This window comes from Cupriavidus sp. C3SS-1, assembly GCF_057073755.1.
In genome coordinates this window covers 624,040-646,791 of record NZ_CP172700.1, presented here as the reverse complement: position 1 = coordinate 646,791, position 22,752 = coordinate 624,040, and the positions used below count along the sequence as shown (strand labels likewise).

22 protein-coding genes and 1 pseudogene are annotated in these 22,752 nt (G+C 60.8%); 13 read left to right on the top strand and 10 right to left on the bottom strand.

Annotation, left to right across the window (positions count from 1 at the left end; all coding sequences use genetic code 11):
* Positions 1-53 precede the first annotated feature (53 nt).
* From ACIGJC_RS18995 to ACIGJC_RS18965, 7 genes are all read left to right on the top strand, one after another.
* A complete protein-coding gene (locus tag ACIGJC_RS18995; protein ID WP_483713646.1) occupies positions 54-1,259 on the top strand; it encodes a chromate transporter in 1,206 nt (401 codons plus the stop codon).
* 15 nt (positions 1,260-1,274) lie between these two features.
* Positions 1,275-1,865 carry a superoxide dismutase gene (locus ACIGJC_RS18990; protein ID WP_483713645.1) on the top strand — a complete coding sequence of 197 codons (591 nt, stop codon included), beginning with the start codon at positions 1,275-1,277 and terminating at the stop codon, positions 1,863-1,865.
* Positions 1,866-1,900: 35 nt separating this feature from the next.
* A complete protein-coding gene (locus ACIGJC_RS18985; RefSeq protein WP_483713644.1) occupies positions 1,901-2,362 on the top strand; it encodes a chromate resistance protein ChrB domain-containing protein in 462 nt (153 codons plus the stop codon).
* Between the two features lie 705 nt (positions 2,363-3,067).
* On the top strand, positions 3,068-3,436 hold the full coding sequence (locus ACIGJC_RS18980) for a PepSY-like domain-containing protein (RefSeq protein ID WP_483713642.1): 369 nt from the start codon (positions 3,068-3,070) through the stop codon (positions 3,434-3,436).
* 94 nt (positions 3,437-3,530) lie between these two features.
* A complete protein-coding gene (locus tag ACIGJC_RS18975; RefSeq protein WP_483714476.1) occupies positions 3,531-4,700 on the top strand; it encodes an MFS transporter in 1,170 nt (389 codons plus the stop codon).
* 55 nt (positions 4,701-4,755) lie between these two features.
* Positions 4,756-5,679 carry a DUF1259 domain-containing protein gene (locus ACIGJC_RS18970; protein ID WP_483713640.1) on the top strand — a complete coding sequence of 308 codons (924 nt, stop codon included), beginning with the start codon at positions 4,756-4,758 and terminating at the stop codon, positions 5,677-5,679.
* A gap of 18 nt (positions 5,680-5,697) precedes the next feature.
* Complete coding sequence (locus ACIGJC_RS18965) at positions 5,698-6,756, top strand: YncE family protein (RefSeq protein ID WP_483713639.1); 1,059 nt, start codon at positions 5,698-5,700, stop codon at positions 6,754-6,756.
* A gap of 271 nt (positions 6,757-7,027) precedes the next feature.
* Here ACIGJC_RS18965 and ACIGJC_RS18960 read toward each other — a convergent pair whose 3' ends face one another.
* The 6 genes and pseudogenes from ACIGJC_RS18960 to ACIGJC_RS18935 form a co-directional block, all read right to left on the bottom strand.
* Positions 7,028-8,035 carry an alpha/beta hydrolase gene (locus ACIGJC_RS18960; protein ID WP_483713637.1) on the bottom strand — a complete coding sequence of 336 codons (1,008 nt, stop codon included), beginning with the start codon at positions 8,033-8,035 and terminating at the stop codon, positions 7,028-7,030.
* Positions 8,036-8,869: 834 nt separating this feature from the next.
* A pseudogene (locus tag ACIGJC_RS18955) lies at positions 8,870-8,974 on the bottom strand (short-chain dehydrogenase); the annotation flags it as partial.
* Positions 8,975-9,046: 72 nt separating this feature from the next.
* Positions 9,047-10,384, bottom strand: coding sequence for an MFS transporter (locus ACIGJC_RS18950; RefSeq protein ID WP_483713636.1), 1,338 nt, complete (start codon positions 10,382-10,384; stop codon positions 9,047-9,049).
* A 101-nt stretch (positions 10,385-10,485) separates the two neighbouring features.
* Positions 10,486-11,355, bottom strand: coding sequence for an amidohydrolase family protein (locus ACIGJC_RS18945; protein WP_483713635.1), 870 nt, complete (start codon positions 11,353-11,355; stop codon positions 10,486-10,488).
* A gap of 29 nt (positions 11,356-11,384) precedes the next feature.
* Positions 11,385-12,344, bottom strand: a complete 960-nt coding sequence (locus tag ACIGJC_RS18940) for a Bug family tripartite tricarboxylate transporter substrate binding protein (RefSeq protein WP_483713634.1) — start codon at positions 12,342-12,344, stop codon at positions 11,385-11,387.
* Positions 12,345-12,434: 90 nt separating this feature from the next.
* The gene (locus ACIGJC_RS18935; protein ID WP_483713633.1) at positions 12,435-13,076 is read right to left on the bottom strand and encodes a 4-carboxy-4-hydroxy-2-oxoadipate aldolase/oxaloacetate decarboxylase; all 642 of its coding nucleotides are present in this window, start codon (positions 13,074-13,076) and stop codon (positions 12,435-12,437) included.
* A 290-nt stretch (positions 13,077-13,366) separates the two neighbouring features.
* Here ACIGJC_RS18935 and ACIGJC_RS18930 point away from each other — a divergent pair, with 290 nt between their 5' ends.
* From ACIGJC_RS18930 to ACIGJC_RS18920, 3 genes are all read left to right on the top strand, one after another.
* On the top strand, positions 13,367-14,059 hold the full coding sequence (locus ACIGJC_RS18930; RefSeq protein ID WP_483713632.1) for a GntR family transcriptional regulator: 693 nt from the start codon (positions 13,367-13,369) through the stop codon (positions 14,057-14,059).
* 137 nt (positions 14,060-14,196) lie between these two features.
* The gene (locus tag ACIGJC_RS18925; protein ID WP_483713631.1) at positions 14,197-15,060 is read left to right on the top strand and encodes an NAD(P)-dependent oxidoreductase; all 864 of its coding nucleotides are present in this window, start codon (positions 14,197-14,199) and stop codon (positions 15,058-15,060) included.
* A 41-nt stretch (positions 15,061-15,101) separates the two neighbouring features.
* The gene (locus tag ACIGJC_RS18920; RefSeq protein ID WP_483713630.1) at positions 15,102-16,082 is read left to right on the top strand and encodes a Bug family tripartite tricarboxylate transporter substrate binding protein; all 981 of its coding nucleotides are present in this window, start codon (positions 15,102-15,104) and stop codon (positions 16,080-16,082) included.
* A 557-nt stretch (positions 16,083-16,639) separates the two neighbouring features.
* Here ACIGJC_RS18920 and ACIGJC_RS18915 read toward each other — a convergent pair.
* A complete protein-coding gene (locus ACIGJC_RS18915; RefSeq protein ID WP_483713629.1) occupies positions 16,640-17,962 on the bottom strand; it encodes an MFS transporter in 1,323 nt (440 codons plus the stop codon).
* A gap of 17 nt (positions 17,963-17,979) precedes the next feature.
* Positions 17,980-19,164: a M20 aminoacylase family protein gene (locus tag ACIGJC_RS18910; protein ID WP_483713628.1), complete on the bottom strand. Its 1,185-nt coding sequence runs from the start codon at positions 19,162-19,164 to the stop codon at positions 17,980-17,982.
* A gap of 129 nt (positions 19,165-19,293) precedes the next feature.
* On the opposite strand from ACIGJC_RS18910, the gene ACIGJC_RS18905 reads away from it, so the two are divergent.
* A complete protein-coding gene (locus ACIGJC_RS18905) occupies positions 19,294-20,211 on the top strand; it encodes a LysR family transcriptional regulator (protein WP_483713627.1) in 918 nt (305 codons plus the stop codon).
* A gap of 393 nt (positions 20,212-20,604) precedes the next feature.
* Here ACIGJC_RS18905 and ACIGJC_RS18900 read toward each other — a convergent pair whose 3' ends face one another.
* Both ACIGJC_RS18900 and ACIGJC_RS18895 read right to left on the bottom strand, forming a co-directional pair.
* Positions 20,605-20,898, bottom strand: a complete 294-nt coding sequence (locus ACIGJC_RS18900) for a hypothetical protein (protein ID WP_483713626.1) — start codon at positions 20,896-20,898, stop codon at positions 20,605-20,607.
* 185 nt (positions 20,899-21,083) lie between these two features.
* A complete protein-coding gene (locus tag ACIGJC_RS18895; RefSeq protein ID WP_483713625.1) occupies positions 21,084-21,386 on the bottom strand; it encodes a hypothetical protein in 303 nt (100 codons plus the stop codon).
* A gap of 342 nt (positions 21,387-21,728) precedes the next feature.
* On the opposite strand from ACIGJC_RS18895, the gene ACIGJC_RS18890 reads away from it, so the two are divergent.
* Complete coding sequence (locus ACIGJC_RS18890; protein ID WP_483713624.1) at positions 21,729-22,046, top strand: DUF4148 domain-containing protein; 318 nt, start codon at positions 21,729-21,731, stop codon at positions 22,044-22,046.
* Between the two features lie 169 nt (positions 22,047-22,215).
* On the top strand, positions 22,216-22,737 hold the full coding sequence (locus ACIGJC_RS18885) for a dethiobiotin synthetase (protein WP_483713623.1): 522 nt from the start codon (positions 22,216-22,218) through the stop codon (positions 22,735-22,737).
* Positions 22,738-22,752 lie beyond the last annotated feature (15 nt).

Here is a 22,752-nt window from a genome sequence, read left to right as displayed (position 1 = left end):
GCTAGGTCGTTACCAATCCAGCCACGTTCAGATTCCCCTTTAGACGACACAAGATGAATTCGCCCCACCCCTCTGATGCCTCCCCGGTCCATTCACCGCAAGGACGCCCTGGATACACCTTGCGGCAACTGGTGATGTACTTCCTGCGACTCGGCACTTTGGGCTTCGGCGGTCCGGTTGCGCTCGCCGGCTATATGCACCGAGACCTGGTGGACGCGCGACAGTGGATCACCGATGCCGACTACAAGGAGGGCCTCGCGCTGGCGCAACTGGCTCCGGGCCCGCTGGCGGCCCAATTGGCGATCTACCTCGGCTATGTCCACTTCCGAATTTTGGGCGCCACGCTGGTTGGCATCGCTTTCGTGCTGCCATCGTTCCTGATGGTGGTGGCGCTCGGCTGGGCCTACGTGCGCTTCGGCGGCCTGACCTGGATGCAGTCGGTTTTCTATGGCGTGGGCGCGGCAGTGATCGGCATCATCGCGATCAGCGCCCACAAGCTGACCAAGAAGAGCGTGGGCAAGGACAAGCTGCTGTGGTTTATCTACCTGGTTCTCGTCGCAGTCACGGTCATTACCGAATCGGAGGTAGCCTGGCTGTTCGTCGCGGCCGGTGTTCTGGCCTGGTTCTGGCGCGCTCCGCCCAAGTGGCTGCGTCAAGGCAAGCTCAATGCGCTGGCGGCAACACCGCTGTCGGCGGCCAGCGGTATGGCCAGTACGCTGGACTGGCCACTCCTGTCACAGATCGGCGTGTTCTTTGCCAAGGCCGGCGCGTTCGTCTTCGGTTCGGGGCTTGCGATCGTGCCATTCCTGTACGGCGGTGTCGTCACCGAACACCACTGGCTGAACGACAAGCAGTTTGTGGACGCCGTGGCGGTGGCCATGATCACACCCGGGCCGGTCGTCATCACGGTCGGCTTCATCGGCTATCTCGTGGCAGGTCTGTCAGGGGCTTGTGTGGCGGCCGCCGCGACTTTCCTGCCCTGCTACCTCTTCACTGTCCTGCCTGCGCCGTACTTCAAGAAGTACGGCAAGCAGCCCGCCATCCTGGCATTCGTGGATGGCGTCACCGCCGCCGCCATCGGCGCCATCACCGGGGCAGTGATCGTATTGGCCAAGCGCTCAATTGTCGATATCCCGACCGCGCTGCTCGCGCTGGTCACCGTGGCCCTGCTGCTGAAGTTCAAGAAGCTGTCCGAGCCCATGATTGTGGCGGGAGCGGCTTTGATCGGCCTGGTGGCCTATCCGCTGCTGCATCACTGAATCACAGGAGATCCCATGACCTACCAGGTGAAGCCGCTGGCTTGCGATCCGACGAGCCTGCCAGGCCTGTCGGAAAGGCTGATCGTCAGCCATTACGAAAACAACTACGGTGGTGCGGTAAAGCGCCTCAACGCCATTACGGCGGAGCTAGCTGCCTTGGATATGGCGACTGCCCCCGTGTTTGTCCTCAACGGCCTAAAGCGCGAGGAGCTGATCGCTTCGAACTCGATGATCCTCCACGAGGTGTACTTCGGCAACCTCGGTGATGGCGGCCCGCTGGCAGGCAATCTCAAGGCTTCCATCGAACGCGATTTCGGCTCGGTTACGCGCTGGCAGGCCGAATTCACGGCCATGGGCAAGGCGCTCGGCGGCGGCTCGGGCTGGGTGCTGCTGACCTACTCCCCACGCGACCGGCGACTGGTCAATCAATGGGCGTCGGATCATGCCCATACGCTGGCCGGGGCCACGCCCATTCTGGCGCTCGACATGTACGAGCACTCCTATCACATGGACTACGGCGCCAAGGCTGCGGCCTACGTGGACGCCTTCATGCAGAACATCCACTGGAAACAGGTTGCTGAGCGCCTGGCCGTTGTACAGCCGTAGGCTCAATTTCACCTTACAAACGAGCGGAGTCCGTCATGCAGTGGATTACACGGGAACGCCCCAAGATCGATCGTATCGCCTGTCCCTGGCTGATTGCGCGCTTCATCGACAAGACGCCAGACTTCCTGTACGTACCGACGGCAGACGTCGTCCGGATTGCCAATGAAACCGGTGCGATTCCGTATGACATCCCGGGTGTCGAACTTACACACGTGGGAGAGCTTTGCAGCTTTGACGCGTTTCTGGACAAATACAACCTTGGCAGTGATCCTGCCCTGCAGCAAATGGCGGGCATCGTTCGCGGGGCGGATACTTCGCGGCTAGATCTGACACCGCAATCGAGCGGCCTTTATGCCATCTCCCTGGGCCTTTCCCACGTATTCCCGGACGACCACGAGATGCTTAAGCACGGCATGGTGATGTACGACGCGCTGTATGCATGGTGTCAACACTGCCAGGCGGAAACGCACAAGTGGCTACCCAAGATGCCAGCCTGAGCGAGTCAAAGGGACGATATCCATGAAACAGACCATGCTCATTCCCTGGCCTACTACGTCGCACGCGCGAACGCGCTCGAGAACAACGTCTCGCTGTATTACATGACGGGCGGGCGCCGGCACACAATCCGGTATCAGGAAGCGCCCGTCGCCACCCGGGTCTGGCACACGCTGCGAGTTGAATTTGCAGGAAGCCACATCCAGGTGTCACTCGATGGCAAGCGCTATATCGAAGTGACGGACGAACACATCACAGGAGCCGGTGCAGTGGGTGTATGGACCAAGGCCGATAGCGTCACCTTGTTCGACGCGTTCACGTATGGGGCCACCGCGAAGTAGGACCGGGAGGAGAAAGAGGTGAAGTTGAGGTCGGAACGAGGCTGGACGAAGAATCGCCTGTCCCCCCATATCTGCGTGGGAATTGCGATGCTATGCACAATCAATGCGGTCCTGGCCCAAGAGGTGTTCAAGCACCTGAGCGCCGCCGAAATCAAGAAGACGATAGCAGGGAAGATGGTCACTGACGGACCACATTGGGCCGACAGCTTTGCCCGGAACGGTACCGTCGAATCCGCTATGCAAGGCCAGGCCCAGAAGGGGTTGGGAGTGTTCGCGGTAGCAATCTGCGCCTGGTATACCTCAACGCAAAGACCGAAGAGTGCTTCGAGGTGTGGCGACATGGCCAGATGATCGAATACCGTCGCGATGGACAACGCATTGCGCAAGGAACGCTGGACCATCAGTAAAGTGTTGGAGGAAACTGCTATGTCCCCTCGTGCGCGTGAAATCGCTGCGACAGCCCTGGCAAGTTTGCCGGGCCTGGCCGCATCGGGTTGCGACTGGCACCCATTCGGGAAATGCAGCCATCAGGTGATCGACATCTCACAGGTTCCCGCACCAGTCAAAACAACGATTAAACAGCAGACGAAAGGACGCGCAATCGGCGAGATCGAAAAGCAAGTGGTGGATGGCAGGGCCCGCTACGAGGTCACGTTAGGTTCGGGCACTGACAAGGCAACGCTACTCATTGGCGAAGACGGCAAGCTCGCCGACGACGATGAGGACGAAGACTGATTCCGCCCTGGACGAGACTGGGGTGACATCCGTCTCGGTCGTCAGCTCGAGGCTCGCCCGTTTTCTGCTTCCGCCAGGTATCGATACAAGCGTGATGCCGCTGCTCGTTGGGCGAGGGCTGCGCGGATTGTGCGACGGGTTCGTGGCAGTACTCTTGCCCGCATACCTGCTGGGTCTCGGCTTTGGCCAGTTTGCCGTCGGACTGATCAGCAGCGCCACGCTGATCGGCTCAGCACTCGCAACCATTCTGGTCGGGTTGATCGGGAGCCGCTTTCCCCTACGTCGTCTGCTAATCCTGGCCGCAGTCCTCATGGCAATCACCGGAGTGGGCTTTGCCGGCCTGTCCTCCCTCTGGCCACTGTTGATCGTAGCCTTCATCGGTACCCTGAACCCAAGTTCGGGGGATGTCAGCGTGTTCCTGCCGCTTGAGCAAGCTCGCCTGGCTGAGGCGGCGACACCGGAAGCGCGTACGGCGCTGTTTGCCCGATACAGCCTGATTGGCGCCTTCACTGCTGCCGTCGGCGCCCTGGCCGCGGCCCTGCCGGCCTGGATCTCTGCGCATGCCGGTTGGTCGATGATGGCTGCCATGCGCATGATGTTCGTCGCCTATGCCACGACCGGGGTTGCTCTCTGGGTGCTCTACACCAGACTGCCCGAACAGCGTCCGCAGTCATCCTCGGCGACAACTCCTCTGGGGCCGTCGCGCCGCATTGTCGTCCACCTAGCGATGTTGTTCAGCGTGGATGCGTTTGCAGGAGGCTTGGTCGTCAACGCCTTGCTGTCACTTTGGCTGATGCAACGCTTCGGGATGTCCCCCGGAGCAGCGGGCCAGTTCTTCTTCTGGACGGGATTGCTGACAACAGCCTCTCAACTCATCGCCGTGCCGCTGGCACGGAGGATCGGCTTGTTGAACACCATGGTGTTCACGCACATCCCTTCCAGTGCTTTCCTGATTGCCGCAGCCTTCGCGCCGTCATTGATGCTGACCTTGGCGCTGTTGCTGATGCGTAGTGCGTTGTCGCAAATGGATGTACCGACCCGGACGGCGTTTGTGATGGCAGTGGTCACGCCGGCCGAGCGCACTGCGGCCGCGAGTTTGACAGCGGTTCCCAGAAGCCTCGCTGCCGCAGTCGGCCCGGTTCTTGCGGGAGGCTTGATGGCGACGGGCTGGATCGGGGCGCCATTGCTGGCCTGTGGCGTGTTGAAGATTGGCTACGATCTTGCCATGTTGCACGCCTTCAGGCGTGTCAAGCCACTCAATTGAGCTGATATCGGCGCCGAGCCAACCTGACTTTCTTCAACAGTGACCGGAGTGAATCATGCGAATGGCAAAAAAAATTGTTGTGGGCCTTTCCAGCATTTTTGGCGCATGTGCGATCGCTGTGGCAGCGCCTGCAGAACGACGCGCGACGATGGATACCGCACAAATCGAGCAAGTCACGGGCCTGAAAGGCAGCTTCTCCGAGGCCGAGAATGTGTTCAAGGTTTCCAAGCCGCGTACGGATATTCCAATCAAGGTGGATGGCACGACCATGCCCCCCTTCATGGGACTGACCTCTTGGGCAGCGTTCACGCCCGCGCGTGCACGTCAGGTCATGCTGATGGGAGACACCGTTCTCTTTGAGGACGAGGTAAATCCTGCCATGAGCGCAGCGCTTGAGGCCGGGCTGCAGGTTACGGCACTCCATAATCACTTTTTCTTTGACCAGCCACGGGTGTACTTCATGCACATCAGTGGCATGGGCGACCCTGCACAGCTCGCCGGCAGCGTAAAGAAGCTGTATGACAAGGTGGCAGAGATTCGGGCCGCCAGTCCCTCGGTGGCATCCACGTTCCCGGGCACAATTGGGCAAAACAACGCAATCAGTCCCGCGCCCTTGGAAGCCATCCTCGGAAAAAAGGGACAAGCCAGCAACGGCATGTTCAAGGTTGTGATTGGCGCCAAAGCGACTATGCATGGGGTGAGCTTCGGCAACGAAATGGGCGTGAACACATGGGCGGCGTTCGCCGGCACTGACGACATGGCGGTCGTAGATGGCGATTTTGTGATGCGCGAGGACGAGCTTCAGCCAGTACTCAAAGCGATGAGATCGGGCGGCATCAATATCGTTGCCATCCATCAGCACATGATCGACGAGCAGCCGCGCTACATGTTCTTGCATTACTGGGGCAAGGACAAGGCGACAGCACTGGCAACCACTGTCAAGAAGGCCCTCGATGCACAGGCCAGCGTGCATCGGTAGCAATGCTGGGAGTCAGGGATGAACACGAGGCGAAATCTGTACCAAACGCCATCGCGAAGATGCTTGTCCGGTATCGCCTTCGCTCTCGCCGTATTGCTCGGCCCGGCTCATTGCCTTCCCGCTACAACAGCACTACCTTCCCGGGCTCTTCCGCTGCAGCATGTAGGTGATTTTCCCTTACCCGGCGGCACGACGCGCTGGGACTATCTTAGCCTCGACCCAGCCAGTTCAAGACTCTTCATTGCACACCTTGGCGATAGCGCAGTCGTCGTCATGGATATCAACACCAAAACCATATTGGCAACGATTGGCGATGTCGGTCACGTGCACGGCACGCTGGCTGTTCCGGAACTCAATCGCGTATATGCATCAGCGGCTGCGACAAACGAAGTCGTGGCAATTGATGCAACCGCACTAAAGATTGTGGCGCGCATACCCGGCGGTGTTTATCCCGACGGCATCGCCTATGCCCCCGAAGCTGGCAAGCTGTACGTCTCCAATGAGACTGGCAATACGGAGACCGTGATTGACGTTCGCACCAATCAGCGTGTCGCTACCATCGAGTTGGGCGGCGCCGTCGGTAACACACAGTACGATCCGGCCACCCGGCACATCTTCGTCAACGTCCAGGGACGCCGGTCGCTTGTCGAGATTGATCCGCGCAAGGATAAGATCGTGGACCGCATTATCTTGCCGGGGACCGCCGGTAACCACGGGCTGCTGATTGTGCCGGAGCTGAGGCTCGCCTTTATCGCCTGCGAAGGGAATGATCGCTTGCTCGTACTGGACATAAAGAGTAAGCAGATGGTCGCGAACTTTGGGGTTGACCGAGAGCCGGACGTGCTGGGCTACGACGCCATCCTTTCACAGGTTTATGTGGCAAGCGAAGCAGGGGTGCTGTCGATTTTCAAGGTCACTGAAACGGGGGTGAAAAAGGTTGGGGAAGGCTTTGTAGGGCCAAATGCGCATAGTCTGGCCATAGATCCTGTTGCGCATGAAATCTACCTCCCTTTGAAGGACGTCGAACATCACTCTGTGATGCGAGTCATGAAGCCTCGAGCGACCCGCCCCGGTTGAGCTTCATGCTAGTCAAGAATCTGATGCGGCGAACGGCCGCTTCCCCCATCAGAGCGGTCGTCTGGCACCCAAAACCCGAATGCCCGAGACGGGTCGGTAGTTGCCCTTGGCGTCAGAAGGCCCGTGCCCGGATAGGCGAAGGACCGAGAGCGGCCATAACGCGTCATTCGTATGAGCTGTAGCCGGGACGTTGAGGCGGCCTCTTCGCAACCGGAAGCGCCGCCGACTTTGTGTGTGCCCGAAGGACGCTCCAGAGTCGGCTCCGGCCATCTTATGAAACCAGCCGCATCATGGCGAGCACGCTTTTGGCAAGTGCACTGGAGCTATTGTTCAGCTCATTGACGACTTCGTAGTGGTTGACGCCCTCAAGGACACAGACCGACGCCAGCCTTCCCGCCTCCCGGAGCTTTTCCGCCAGTTCGATGCTTTGACGTTTAAATTCCGGGCTTTCGAGACTACCCCAAGCGACCATAACAGGACACTGGCATCGGTTGACGTGATAGATCGGACTCAACTGGCGTGCCTCATATTTCGACACTTTCACATAGTTTCCCCGAACCGACAGCAAAACCGGCTCCAGGTCGCCCATTCCACTCATAAGAACCCCGCCTTTGATCAAGTTGAGCGGAAGCCCACGCTCCGTCCAGTCGGTAGTCAACATGACCGCGGCAAGATGGCCGCCCGACGAGTGCCCCGACAGGAAGAGCTGATCTCGGTCACCCCCGAACATCGGAGCATTCTTATGAACCCACTCGATGGCACTCCGGCATTGTTCGACCATCCCAGGCAACGTGTTATCAGGCAAGTTGTCGAAGTTGATAGCGACATATATGGCGCCCGCATCAACAAACGTGGGCGCACACCCTCCCGAATCGTCTTTAGACCCGGCCCGCCATGCGCCTCCGTGGATAAAGATCATCACAGGCCTGAGTGCTGTGCTGTTTTTTGAGTACACGTCCAGCGTTTCGGAAGGCTTAGTTCCATAGCGAAACGTCGCGGGTGCGATATAGCGGCGCGCAGCTTCACTGTGTCGGCGATAGCTCTGAACAACCTCATTGGCGTTCGGCGCCCAAACCGACTGCGTATAGGCATCATCGAGTTGCTTTTGCGTGTAGCCTCGGTAAACCAGACCGCGCTGCCCAGCCAATCCTGAAACGGACGCGAGTGACGATATGGCGGCGACGCCGGCCTTGAGTACCCGTCTTCTTCGATTTTGGATTTTCATCGCAGTATAACCATGGGTTGCAAGCTTCGTGAATTGCTGGCCAGATGACAGCATGGAGCACTACGAGGCGCTACGTAAGCCGCTCGCAGTGCGTGTCATCACCACGGGGGTATCGCCAACGAGCGCGGTCTTGAAATCTGCGAGATTGGAAACTCGCGGGCTAAGACCGCAAGCCCAAATACGGCCCGCGATAGATACGCTCCTGCTCACGCTCGTAAATTTCCTGCGAACGGAAAACACTGAAGGCAACGGGCTGTGGACGGGACACCTGCCGGTTGCTGGCGCATCTGGCCATCTGGGGAATCTTTCATCCCGCGAAATTGTCTGGTGTTGGGGGATGGATCGAGTGTAGGAATCCACTACCCCAAGGACTATCCGAAACTGGAGAACTTTCGCGGCGCTTCAATCCGCTTCCGGCGGAAACGGGCCCGGATATCCGAAATTGGAAGATACAGTTGCCGGCTGTCCGGTTCAGGACGGAACCGTAGACGTGACACGCCAATGCGCTACCGGGCGCAAGTGCTATAGCAAGATGAAGCAGCATTGAATAAAGTCAGCCGACCCTGCAGTCCAGCCCCGGCAATTCCAGCGCAACACGCGAGAACAGAACCGCCGCAAGGACCGGACAGGGAGACCAAGATGCTTCTTTCGCCCCCCGGCCATTGCGCACAGACCGCGGCTCAGCCCGGGTCTGCATGTTCGCCCGATTTGGCCGCACCCGGCCACCAACGGACACTGCGCTGAGCCTTGCCCCGGACATCCAAACGTCCGTTCCATTTCACGAAGCGGCCGTTCAGCTCCCCGCTCGCGAACGTTGCTGCGTCGTCCGTCACTACCGGTTATATATGGCGTAGGCGCCCTCATGAGACACCATGACGCGGACAAGGACAAATCGGTATCGACCCAAGGCGGCGCTACCAGCAGGATCCTGACGTTGCTATCACGTAGCGTGAAGCGTTGCGACTACGCGTAAGAATGAACGGCTGCCTTGGTCACCCCGGTGTGTAGTCATTTGCTGGTCAACGCGGATCGGCCTCGTTGAGTCCAAGCCGCTACCGATTGCTCTCACGCGGCCATAGCGGTCGCCATCGTTGCTCGCATGCGTTGTTCCGCTTCCTTGACGAATCGCAGGCGCACCACGAGGATGCCTGCAGCGACGAGCGTCAAGCTTACAAAGGCCAAGCCAGCATAAATCGACCCCGTCGAATCCTTCAACGCGCCAAATGCGACCGGTCCGACGAAGCCACCAAGGTTCGCGATTGAGTTAATCGCCGCCAGACCAACGGCCGCCGAGGAGCCGGTCAGGAAAAGAGAAGGCATCGCCCAGAAGGGCCCATACGGTGCGTAGATTGCGGCAGTAACCACTGTCAGCAATGCCAGGGATACCCACAGGTTGCCGGCCGCTATCGCCATCAGTACGAGGGCGACGCCAGCGGTAAACAGCGGTAGCGCCACATGCCAACGCCGCTCGCCGGTCCGGTCAGAACGCCGTGCCCACCAGACCATCACCACGGTCGCGACAGCGTAGGGAAGCCCGTTCAGCAGGCCCACCGTTGTGTTGCTAAGTTCCTGGCCGAGCCCTTTTAGGATTTGCGGCGAGTAGAACGCGAGCACATACACGGCCACGGATTTGGCGTAATAGATGAATGCAAGCAGCCAGATGCGCACGCCACTGAGACTCTTCCAGAACGACATTTCCCCGTGTTGCTTCACCTTTGCCTTCGCTTCCGCCTCGAGAATGCCGGTGAGCCACGCCTTCTCATCCGAGGTCAGCCATTTGGCATCACGCGGACTGTCTAGAAGTATCCGCAGCGCCACGAAACCCAGCAGAACCGCCGGCACCCCTTCGAGGATGAACAACCAGCGCCACGAAGCAACGCCTGCCCAGTGCACGTGGTCCAGAATGACACCAGAAAGCGGTCCTGCCGCCAGAGTCGCGATGGGCAATGCGACCATAAACAGCGCCACTACGCGGGCCCGCTCCCTCTCCGGAAACCAGTAGGTCAGGTAGAGGAGCACACATGGGAAAAAGCCTGCCTCAGCGATGCCCAGCACTGTGCGCACGATGGCGAGCTGCGTGTAGCTGTGCACGAAGCCCGTGCAAGCGGAAACCGCTCCCCAGGTAAACAAGATGCGTGCAATCCACTTGCGGGCGCCGTAGCGATGCATCAGCAAATTGCTCGGTACTTCGAAGAGGAAGTATCCGACCGTGAACAACCCCGCAGCGACGCCAAACTGTGTCGAGGAGATTCCCAGGTCCCCGTTCATCTTGAGCGCGGCGAAGCCGATGTTGGACCGGTCAATGAACGCGATGATGTAGAGGAGCACAAGGAATGGAAGGATGCGCCACTGAATCTTTCGAATCGTTGTCGCGCGGTAGTCAGTCTGCGCTGCCGCTGTCATGCGGGTCTCCTATGCAGTGCATGTGCTACGAACGGCTGTTTGAAGAATCGCTCGCTGCATTAAACAAGTTATGTTCGACAGGTTCGTTCGTGGGCCAGAGCTCACCGTCGGCGGTCGAATTGGTAAAGAGTGGAGGGGTTCGCTACCAGAATGGTGCTTCTTACACCCTCGTCGGGAATCCATCTTGCGAGGAGATTCATCAATGCCGCATCATCCGGCTTAGTGGCTTCTGTCACGTGAGGCCAGTCTGTCCCCCACACCAACCGGTCGGGGTATCGCTCTACGACCGAATTAACGAATTCCCCGAGCCGGCATGAGTCCGGGTTTCCGTCGAGAACCGCCATATAGGCTCCGGAGAGCTTCAGCCAGCCGCGGCCACTCCCTAGCAATTTATGTACACCCCGCTCAACGAGTGGCGCCAGCCTCTCGTCGCTCCACACGCGGGCGAAATGGTCAACGACCACATCAACGCCCAGGGAAAGCAGCAGGTCCAAGTTTGTCAAAAACGCTTCGGGCCACAGGTGGACCTGCAAATGCCAGCCCAGCCGCCGCAGTTTCGCCGCCAAGGGACGGGCCATGACGATGTCTGTTGCGCCGCGCTGGACCAGATTCATGCGTGCCCCGACGACATTGGCGGTAGCTAACTGATCCAGCGCCGCGTCTTCCGTCTCTGGCCTAATGACGGCCACGCCGCGAGCGGTATCGCCAAAGTCCTGGAGGGCAGCGAGCAATGCCCGGTGGTCGGTCCCATAGGATGAAGGCTGAACCACTACGTTGCGCGACGTGCCCAACCGCTGCTGCAGCATTCTGTACTGCGCCGATGTCGCAGGACCATGTGTCAGCAATGCATTGGCTGCAAACGGTAGAGCCGCATCAAACACGTGCATATGGCAGTCACACGCGTCAGCCGGCATGCGAAACAAAGGCCTTCCCGTGCCGGTCGAGTGCGGGACTGTCATAGCAATGGGCATGGTGGGTATCGTCTGTCTGCGGTATCGAGTTATCGCTTAGCAGGCGCTGCAGTGTGCCAAAAGCGATATGTACGCTGCAGTTCTGTCGTCGCGTCGGCAAGCGAACTCGACGATGCGATGTCGAGGGACATGTCATTGATCTGCTTTCGGACGTCCGCATCTTGCAATGTCTTGCGAAGGGCGGCATTGAACTTCTCTGCGATAGGCGCCGGCAGGCCCTTTGGTGCAAAGAAGGCATTGAAGCTGCTCAGACTCAGGCCTTGAACGCCCTGCTCCTCGAAAGTCGGCACGTCAGGCAGCAGTGTGGAACGCTTGTCTCCGGTAATCGCAAGAATCCTCACCTTCTTTCCGCGTGCCATCGTGACTCCTTCTGGAGTGCCAGTTACGCCCGACGCAAGCTGGCCACCTATCAGTTGAGGCATCATCTGGGCCGAACCGTTAAAAGGAATAGCTTCCATGGAAGCACCCACCTTGCCGCCTACACTGGCTCCGATAAGGTCGGGCATCCCACCCATCAGCGGGACGCCAAAGTTCCGCTTGCTCGCATCCTTCTTTGCGAGCTCGATAAATTGCTTGAGTGTTGTCGCGGGACTGGTGTTGGGAACGGAAAAGGCCCACTGGAAGCGCGCAACCGTGCCGAGCGGCGTGAAATCGCGCAGCGCATCGTACCCCGCCGAAGGCGTAATCAAGGGCACGATGACTACCGAATGGTCGAGCGCCAAAAGGTAGGTGGAGCCGTCAGCCGGGGCGTTCTTCACGTAGGCCGTGCCAATTTGCCCGCTTGCGCCGGGGCGGTTTTCGACGACGACGGTCTGGCCAAGCTCCTTGGCAAGTCCCGGTGCAAGCAGCCGCGCAAGCGCGTCCGTGGCACCGCCTGCGGCGAATGGCACCACCACTCGCACAGGACCATGGGAATCCGCAGCCATAGCAACGGTGGAAACCGTAACGCTCATGGCGAACGCGGTCAGAATGCGCACGAGAATGTGCATGGGATGTCTCCAAATTCTGGGAATGCGCTTCTGCGAGCGCTCGAGCAAGAGGTAGGTAGTCGCGCACCCGCAAATCCGGGTGCCGACACATCACTGGAAGCCGAAGCGGCGCAGAGTCTCACCGAGATTCATCAGTTCGACCATGGTCTTGCCCTCCGCGAGCGCTGCACGGATGCCTTCTTCCTTGTGCTCACGCTCTTCGCTCTTGGCAATGACACCCTCCACTTCATCAGCGGCTACCACTACCAGGCCATCGCGGTCGCCGACCACGATGTCACCAGGGTTGATTTGGACACCGCCCATGTGCACCGGAACGTTAATCTTGCCGGGCTGGTTCTTGTGGGTGCCCTTGATGGACAGGCCACGACAAAACACGGGGAAGCCCATTTCGATGATGGCATTACCGTCGCGAACGGAGCCATTGATGACCAGCCCTGCGATGCCGAGGTTCATGGCGGCCAACGTCAGAATGTCACCCCACGGACCGGCTTCCAAAAACCCCTTGGCGTCGACGACGAGCACGTCGCCCGGCTTCGTCTGGGTCAGCACGTACTGAATCATCAGGTTGTCACTGGGCCGGATGTCGACGGTGACCGCTGGGCCGGCCATGCGCAGGGTCGGGTCCAGCGGCTTCATGCCGACGTCCAGTGCGCCTTTCTGGCCTTGCGCCTCATGGATGGTGGCGGTACCGAAGGCCTTGAGGCGGTCAAGTTGTTGTGCGGTGATGGACATGTAGTCTCCTTGGTGGGGTTCGTGTTGGCGATTGCGCATCGAACGGATAGTACAAAATAAAAACAATGAGGTGCAAGGAGATCGTTATTTTGTACGGGTAAACGTTAGGGTTTTGCGAGGGATGCTCGGTCGCATCGTACAAATAAAATACATCCGCCGAAAAAGTAACTTGGCTGAAACCTGTTTCCGGCGCCCGGGGGAGTCTTTGGTAGGATTGCGGCGCGTCTCGCTTGGCGAACGCAAGGAGACAGGACTACAACGGAGGCAGAGGAACCCCCTCGACAACGGCGATGAAAAAGGGCAGCGAGCAGACCTACGAAGTGTTGAAAAAGCGTATCGTCGCGGGGCACTACACGGCGGGCACGCAGTTGAAAGAAGAGCGCATTGCAGAGGACATAGGCGTCAGTCGGACGCCCGTGCGCGCGGCGCTCAAACGGCTGATTGATGACGGTCTTGCTGTCGCAGAGGCGGGCCGCGGCGTTTTCGTTGCCGGCTGGACGCGCTGGGATATCGAGGACATGTTCCGCCTCAGGATTCGCTTGGAACCGTTTGCCGCACGGCTTGCTGCGGAGCGCGCCGACCCTCGAATGGTTGCGGAACTCAAGCGGTGCAACGAGGAGATGGCCCACGCCATCGACCAAGCTGAAGTCTCGCAAGATGCCATCGCCGAGGTCCAAGCCGCCAATAGCCGATTTCACCGCATGCTGCTCGATGCCGCAGGGTCTCAACGTCTGAAGACGATGCTTGAGACGATGATAGACATGCCCATCATCACCCGCTCGTTCTTCCTCTATGAGCGGGACGACCTCCTTCGCAGCCTTCAGCATCACCGCGACATTACCTTGGCCGTGGAACTGGGGAATGGTGACCTTGCCGAGCAAGTGATGACGGTCCACCTGCTCATTTCGAACCAGCGCTTCATGAGTCGCCGGCTGGACAGCTTGCAACCCGACGCTAGGAAGAATACAAAATTAGAACATTAAAATCCTATAACATCACTTTATAGGCTAGGGTCGGCGGGTAAATCTCACGTTTACCCGGAGGCTTCTCGATTCGCGTTGCTCTAACTGTATTTTCTTTGTACTCTTCGGCTGTATCAGCATCCAGCCAGGAGACAGTCTTGAACATCGCAATCATTGGCCTCGGCGAAGTGGGCCGCTGCTACGCCAACGCCCTCGCCACCATCCCGGGAACAACATTCCAGTTCTGCGACACCCACCTCTCGCAAGCCGGCCGCGAACTGGCCAGCAAATTCGGCGTACCCGTTGAGTCGGCAGTTGGCCCCTGGCTCGCCGAAGCCGATTGGGTGTTCTCGTGTGTGTTTGGAGCCGTGGCGCTCGATGTGGCCGGCCAGTGCTTCGAACACATGAAACCCCATGCCAAGTACGCGGACTTGACTACGGCGAGCCCCGCGGACAAGCGAGCCGCGTCGGAGCGAGCTAAAAGCAAGGGCATTGACTACATTGACGTCGCGGTGATGGGCGCCATTTCCCTCGCCTGGGCACGGGCACCTTTGCTCTGTGCTGCGACGCAGGGCGCCGATGAACTCGCCTCGCTGATTCAGACGGCTGGAGGCAACATTCGCGTCGTTGAAGGCGGCGCTGCAGGAGACGCTATTTCGCTGAAGGTGCTTCGCAGTGTGTTCACCAAAGGAATGGAAGCGCTCGCCGTCGAGTTGCTCATGGCGGCGGAAAAACAAGGTGTTCGCGCAAAGCTGTACGCCGTACTGAAAGATATCGACGAGAGCCCGTTGGCCGACTTCATCGACATGCTCGTGCGAACGCACACCATCCACGCGAAGCGTCGCACTCACGAAGTCGCTGAGGCCCAGAAGGAACTGAAGGGATCCGGCCTAACCTCGCTTGTGCTACCTGGTGTCGAAGCTCGTTTCAAGAATACTGCCGCCGCTATCGATGCTCAGCCCGTGGGCGAGAACCCCTCTCTTGACGATGCGCTGAAGTGGCTGCTGGAGAAAGCGGCCTGAGAAAAGAATCCAACCAAAAAACAAAGCCTGGAGACACCATCATGCAAAAATTCCTCTTTGCCGTATCGGCGGCGGCCGTCCTCGCGAGCACGTGCGTAGCGCCGGTGGCGCTCGCAGCCGACTCATATCCCAACAAGCCGGTGCGCATGCTCGTCGGCTTCCCCCCCGGCGGTTCGGCTGACATCAACGCGCGCATTGTGGCTCAAGGGCTATCGACGCAATTGTCGACATCGATTGTCCCCGACAACAAGCCCGGGGCGGGCGGCAACATCGCGGCGACGGAAGCCAAACGCTCGTCGCCAGACGGCTACACGATTTTCTACAGTACCTCGGCCATCGTCCTGGCGCCGTCCCTGTACCAGAACGTGCAGTTCGACGCCTTCGCCGACTTCATTCCAATCAGTCTGACGGCAAATATCCCGCTTGTTCTCGTGGCGACTCCCAAGCTTCCAGTCACCAATGTGAAGGATTTGGTGTCGTACGCGAAGGCTCACCCTGGCAAGCTGAACTATGCGTCATCCGGCTCGGGGGCCCTGTTGCATCTTGGCGGCGCGCTATTTGCCAAGGAGATGGACATCAACGTTACGCATGTGGCGTACAAGGGAAGCGCTCCGGCCATCACCGACCTCATTTCCGGCTCGACGCAGTTCATGTTCCTTCCCCTCAACGAAGCGACGCCGCACATCAAGGCGGGTAAGCTGAAGCCCTTGGCAATTACCAGTGCCAAGCGTTCGACGTTGCTGGCCGATGTACCGACCATCAAAGAGGCAACGGGCAAGGACTCGCTCGAGATGGGTGCCTGGCAAGGTATTCTTGTTCCGAAAGGCACGCCTGATGCCATTGTCAGTCGCCTGCGTCAGGCAACCGAGCACACGCTGCAGGACAAGACCGTTCGGAATAAATTGCTCGACCAAGGTTCCGAAATCCTGGGTGGCACACCGCAGCAGTACACGCAGTACATGAAGAGCGAATCTGTTCGCTGGGCGCGCGTCATCAAGGAATCGGGCGCAAAGGTCGAATGATAGGGCGGCCATGGCGGAAAAGGCGTCAACTGGTATGCCGGAACTCACTCAGGTGCCCCGCAGAGGCTACTCCGCGGATAGAGTCGGCACGCTCGCACGGCAATTCGTTGCTTGCTGGCGCGCATTCTCCCTGCAGTGAAACCGGCTTGGAGCCTGGTACATGTGCGCGCAAGCGCAGCGGCCGGACGCGGAAAGCGGAAGGCGTGGCGAATGTCACGCCCGATATATTTTTCTCGGCACTCTTCAGTCGCCCATCGTACGAGCCAAAGAGCGCAGTTCGCTTTTTGTAGTGGTCGACGCACGCGGCCAATGACCGGTGGACGCTGAGAACGGACGTTGCAGTTGCGACGTCCCCGATGACCGCAGCGGGTCGACAACGGCCGTTCAGCTTATAGCGGCGGCGCAGCACTGGATCGCATAGCGACGGCTGCCACGGTCACCCAGTTGACCGAAGTCGGCCAACCCTATAGCGATCGGTACTACCGAAGTGCTCATTCGATGGAGCGCGGTCGCCGGGCTCGGCCTGCCGCATCCGTGAAGCCCCCGCGGCGGCCGAATCAATCCGCGACACGCTGCTCCGCAAACGCCAGCAGCCCCAACAGGCTCGCCGTGCCGCAGCCGAGCACGTACCATGCAGGCGACAGCGGGCTACCTGTCACGCTCAGCATCCACGTCACGATAAATTGAGCGAAGCCTCCGAACAGCGTCACGCCGCAGGCATAGATGATCGCCAGCCCGGTGGCACGCACTCGGCGCGGGAAGGCCTCCATGATGAATAGAAAGCCGGCCGGCGCGCCCAACGTAGCCAGCAGCATTACACCGCACACCAGCACCAGTGCCGACCCGAGTGACGGCGCATGCTGCACCAGCAGAAATCCCGGCAGGATCCCTACCAGCGACACCATGCGCAACGTCAGCAGCAGCGGCTTGCGGCGACTCAGGCGGTCGGCGAGCACCCCCGCGAGCGGCGATACCATCAGCATGATCGCCCCGGCCGCACAGGCCGCGAGCAGCGACGTGGCGGCCGGCATGTGGAGGGTCCTGACCAGCCAGGCCGGCGTGAAGAACACCACTACATACATTTCGGCCGTGCCGCCAAGGACCAGTAGCGTGCCGAGCAGCAGCTTGCGGCCATGTTGATGCACCGCCTCGGACAGCGCGCTGCGCTCGCGCGCCACGTCCTGGTGGGTCTCGTCGAGATGGCGGCGGATATAGAAGCCGACCGGGCCAATCAGCAAGCCGAGCAGGAAGGGCACACGCCAGCCCCAGCTTTCCAGCGCGGCCTGCGACAGGCCGTGCGTCAGCAGGGCGCCGCACAGTGCGCCGGCCAGCGCCGACGCGCCCTGCCCGGCCATCTGCCAGCTCACCATGAAGCCGCGGTTGCTGCGTGTGCCGGACTCCATCAGGAAGCTGGTAGCGGCGCCGATCTCCCCGCCGGCCGAGAAGCCCTGCAGCAGCCTGCCCGTGACCACCAGCAGCGGCGCGGCGATGCCGATCTGTGCATAGGTGGGCGCCAGACCGATGATGGCCGTGCCTAGCGCCATCAGGCCTATCGTCAGCGTTAAGGCCGGCTTGCGACCGGCACGGTCGGCGTAGTTGCCGATCACCACGCTGCCCAAAGGCCGCATGACAAAGCCGATGCCGAACGTGGCCAGCGCCAGCAGCAAGGGGCCATATTCGCCCTCTACCGGGAAGAACAGCTTGCCGATCAGCCCGGCGAAGAAGCTGAACACCGTGAAGTCGAACAGCTCCAGCGCGTTGCCGAGCGAGGCGGCGATCACGGCGCGGCGCTGCCTGGTGAAAGTGGCGGCGTCAGCCTGCGCGGTCGGCAAGCCAGGCGAGGCAGTGCCGGTCAGGGCCGCATCGAGTCTCTGCTCCATATAGCATCCTCCCTTTTTCAGGCGGCGACGAGGTAGTGCTCAACCAGCCGCGCCCACATGCTCGCGCCCAGCGGGAGCGCCTCGTCGTTGAAATCGTAGCCGGGGTTGTGGACCATGCAGCCGCCCTGCGAGCCGCTACCGTTGCCGAGCAGAACGTAACAGCCCGGTACTTCGTCGAGCATCCATGAGAAATCCTCGCTACCCATTGCGCCCTTTTCCATGTCCTGCACGCAGTCCTGACCGAAGGAGTCCTGGATGACACCGCGGATGAAGCGCGTTTCGTCGGGCGTATTGACCACCACGCTGGTGACCTTGTGATAGTGAATTTCCGCGCTCACACCGAGGCTGCGGGCCTGCAGGTCGACCACTTCGCGCAGGCGGGCCTCGAGCGTGTCGCGCACATTTCGGTCGAGCGCACGCACGGTAAGTAGGATCTTCGCCGTCTCGGGAATAACGTTGTGCGTGGTGCCGGCCTGCAGTGAACCTACCGTAATCACGCCGGCATCGGTGGCCGACAGGTTGCGCGCGACGATGGTCTGCAGCGCCATGACAATGGCGGCGGCCGCCACCACGGGATCGCGTCCGTACTGCGGCATCGCGCCGTGCGCGCCCTTACCGGTCAGCGTGATGGTGACGGTATCGGACGACGCCAGCGTCGGCCCCTCATGGACAACGAAGTGCCCGAGCGGCACGCCGGGCGCATTATGCAAGGCGTAAACCGCATCGCATGGAAAACGCTTGAACAGACCGTCCTCCACCATGCGTTGCGCACCGCCCTGCCCCTCCTCGGCCGGCTGGAAAATCAGGTTGAGCGTGCCGTCGAATCGGCGCGTGGTCGCGAAGTAGTGCGCGGCGGCGAGCAGGATGGCAGTGTGACCGTCGTGGCCGCAAGCGTGCATCTTGCCGTGGTGCGTGCTGGCGTATGGCAGGCCGGTAGCCTCGACAATGGGAAGCGCGTCCATGTCGGCGCGGATGCCGATGCGGCGCGTGCCGTTGCCGAGCTTCAGTTGCCCTACCACGCCGGTGCCGCCTACGCCCGCCGTCACATCGTAGCCCCATTCCGCCAGCTTGTCGGCCACCAGGCGGCTGGTGCGGACCTCCTCGAAGCCGAGTTCCGGATGTGCGTGGATGTCGCGGCGCAGCGCGACGAATTCCGCCTGATGGGCGTGGATTTCGGGAATAATGGCGGCGCCTTGCGACATTTTCGGGTTCCTGTGGGGATGGATGCGGAAAGCCCATGGTAAGTAATCACCCGCCGCAGTAACAAAGCACGAAAGTTGATAACCATAACCCGGGGTTATTCAGGTAAACCCCTGACCGGGTAGACCCGCATGAAACACCACCACCTGCGCGCCCTCGTCGCCATTGCCGATCACGGCAGCATCAACGCCGCCGCGCGTGCGCTGTGCCTGACCCAGCCGGCCATCACCAAAGCCATGCGCGAGTTGGAGGCCGAGGCCGGCGTGCCACTGCTGGCGCGCAACTCCTGGGGCGTGACGCTAACCAACGATGGGCAGGCGCTGCTGGCGCGAGCTCGGCTGATCGTCTGCGAAATCGAACGGGCCGAGTCAGAACTGGCGCAGCGGCGTGGCATCAATGAGGGCCGGCTCCGGATCGGGGTGTCGCCGCTACCTGGCATCTCGCTGCTGCCGCCGGCATTCTCGCGCTTTCGACAGGGCATGCCGGACGTGAGCGTCGACTTCCTGGAATTCGACCCGCCGCGACTGCAGGAACACCTGCGCAACGGCCAGGTCGACTTCGGCCTCACCGCCACGCAGGTTCTGGCCGCCGATCCGTTCCTGCAGTACTCCGAACTGGCGGTCTATCCGACGTCATTCGTAGTGCGCGCCGGCAGTCCGCTGGCCGGCGCAACCTCGCTGGCGGAGCTAGGGCACGCGGAATGGCTGCACCAGGACGCGAGCGACACCTACCCCGCCTATCTCGCCGGCCTGTTCGCCCGGCACGGACTGCCGCCGCCGCGCCGCATCACACGCAGCACGTCGAACGTCCTGTTCAGCACGCTCATGCTGGAGACTGACGCGGTGGTGCCATTGTCGCTGGCGTCGGTACGCTCGCCCTATATCGCCAGCCTGTTGACGCCTCTCGCGCTGCCGGAGAATCCTCCGGATATCCAGATGGCCCTGGTGCTGCGCGAAGGTGCGATCCTCACGCGCACGGCGGACTACTTCATCCACTGCATCCGCGAATCCGCCGGTCTTGGGGTCGGGTCGCAGCCGGCATCATCATAGTGGCATGGCGAGTCTCGGTCCGAGACCGGCCAGGGTCGACGTTTAATGTCGCCCTTAGAGCCGGTCGCTGCGGCCATCTGCATGGCCGGAACTTAGCCTGAGAGCCACGCATCCCGCTTCGCGAGTGGCGTCGATCTTCCGGCTCAATTACACGATGCACTGAACAGCGAAGAATTGATCCTGGCACGCGAGCGATGTGATGGCGGTCGCCGGTCAAGAGACCAAACGGCCGCGCCTGAAGGCCACGATCACGTTAAGGACGGAACGCATCGATCGCGGCAGCCAAAAGCAAAACGGCCGACCAATCGGTCGGCCGTTTTCTTGAGAAGCCGCTGAAGGCATGGGAAGGTTTGGCTCGAACGACTACCCTTCGCCCGCCTTGCCAACGCCGCCTTACTGCTTCGTGGCGGTGGGGGCCGGCGCGACCTTCTCAGCCGCGACGGGGGTAGCCTTTGCTGCGGCCGCCGGAGTAGCAGCCTTTGCCGTGCTCACCTTGGCGGCCTTGGCGTGCGCGGTCGCGTGCTTATGGGTAGCGGTCTTGGGGGGGGCCTTCACAGCGGGAGCCGGAGCGGCTTGCGCAATCGGAGCCGCCGGTGCCGGGGCAGCAGCGGGTGCCGGGGCAACGCCTTGAGCGAAAGCGGCGCCGGTGATGGCGAGGGAGGCGACAGCGGCGAACAGCTTCTTCATGATGAATCCTTCTTTGAGGTTAGAGACACAGCAAGTTGCTGTGCTTGCCCGTAAAAACGACCCGTCTTGAATTGGCGTTGACGACGAGGTTGTGACAAACCGTAAGCGATGTTTCTGCGGAGCCCATCGCCGGTACGTCCGCCTCGACCCGAGAACTCGCCATAGCGTGGTGGAGCACTCGTCGTTCATTCCACAGGCATTGGCATTTGCGCCGCTTTGGACAGGACGCGGACCGGCACCGGCTCATCGCGGCCGGCCACCAGCGGTACGGCGCAAAGCGCCTGTCGACAGGCGATTGGTGGTTCGCTGCTCCAGGTCACCGCCGAGCCGGTCTTGATGTTGAGGGACATCGGCGAGAACATGAAATTCCGGATCGTGACCACATTGGCGTCCTGCGCCTGCGCGACCGTGAACACTGAAGCCAATGCCGCCATAGGCATCGCACGCCCCATCGAGGCGAACGCGCTTTGAATGATGGCGAATAGCATTTGGGTCCTTGGCGGGTGCTGGGCCGGACTCAGGCGAGCGTTGCACTCGCCTCAGCGGGTATTGCGAGATCCTGATGCGGGTCACGCCAGGCATTCCGGGGAGCTGATCGTCCGGCACCTTCGCTAGACTGCCGCGGCGCCCGCTTTATTCCGAAATCGCCTTACGCATCCTAGGGATGGCGTAACGCCTTCGCACATCGTTCTCTCTCATGTCACTGGCCCGGGGCATCCGAAGCTTCTTGCACCCTCTTCGCGGGCAGGCGGAATTTTCCACGCAGACCGCCGGTTATGCATGCAAGCGCGTCAAAGACAGAAGCGCTTTTGCCCCCAAGGAGCTGTGAAATGAAAACGAGATCGTTGAATCGGCTGTATTGCGTGCTCGCCATTGCGTCACCCATCTGCCTTGCTGCCGGCTTTGCCCAGGCCCAACCCGCGGCGCCGAACGATATGCCTCAGGTCACGCGCGCCGGCATCCTGAGAGAACTGCAGGAACTGGAGGCCGTTGGCTACAACCCTGCGGCTCCCGGTGACACTCAGTATCCGGACGATCTGCAGCAGGCATTGCAGAAGCTGGATGCGAAGCGTCGGTCGGAACCTGCTACCGCGCCCAGCACCACAGCCGAGACCACCAGGCCTGCACTGACCACCGTCACTCAATGAGATAGGCCTGCGTGTTCGTGGCCACAGCGGCAAGCCACGCAAACATGCAGGTGCCCGAACGTCGCACAGCATCTTGCGATCGACACCGCCTCCTGGCCTGCCGCGGCAGATAGTCCGGCTCCGCCGCGTCGGATCGCGAGAGTTGCACCATGACCGTCGGAGGACAACCATGATTTCAATATTCCCAAACCGGCGCGTCCTGGCGCCCCTTGTCCGGCATGCAAGGCTGTTGCCGGCGCTGGCTGCCTCGGCCCTGGCCTTCGCCTGTGCAAGTCCCGCGTGGCAATTGGTTGCGCCGGGCGCCAGCGAAGCGGAGTTGCAAGCCACGCTTGGCCCGCCGCGCGAGGTCTATCGGCTCCCGGATGGTTCGCGCCGCTGGCTCTATCCCGCGCAGGGCGAAGCCAAATGGGCAGCCCAGATCGACCCGGACGGGCGCGTAGTCAGTGTCCGGCAGATGCTGACCGCCGAAGAGTTCGGCATGGCGAGGGTCGGCGAGTGGACCATGCAGGACGTGCTGGTCCACTTCGGAAAGCCCGCGGAAACCTCCTATTTCCCACTCATGCGGCGCAAGGTCTGGAGCTATCGCTTCGCGTCTGACGCCGTGCAGTACTCGACCATGCACTTCTACTTCAATCCCGAGGGCGTGTTGGTGCTCACGCAGGTCTTTCCGGACTTCCTGAACGAATCGTAGTGCGGAATAAATCGC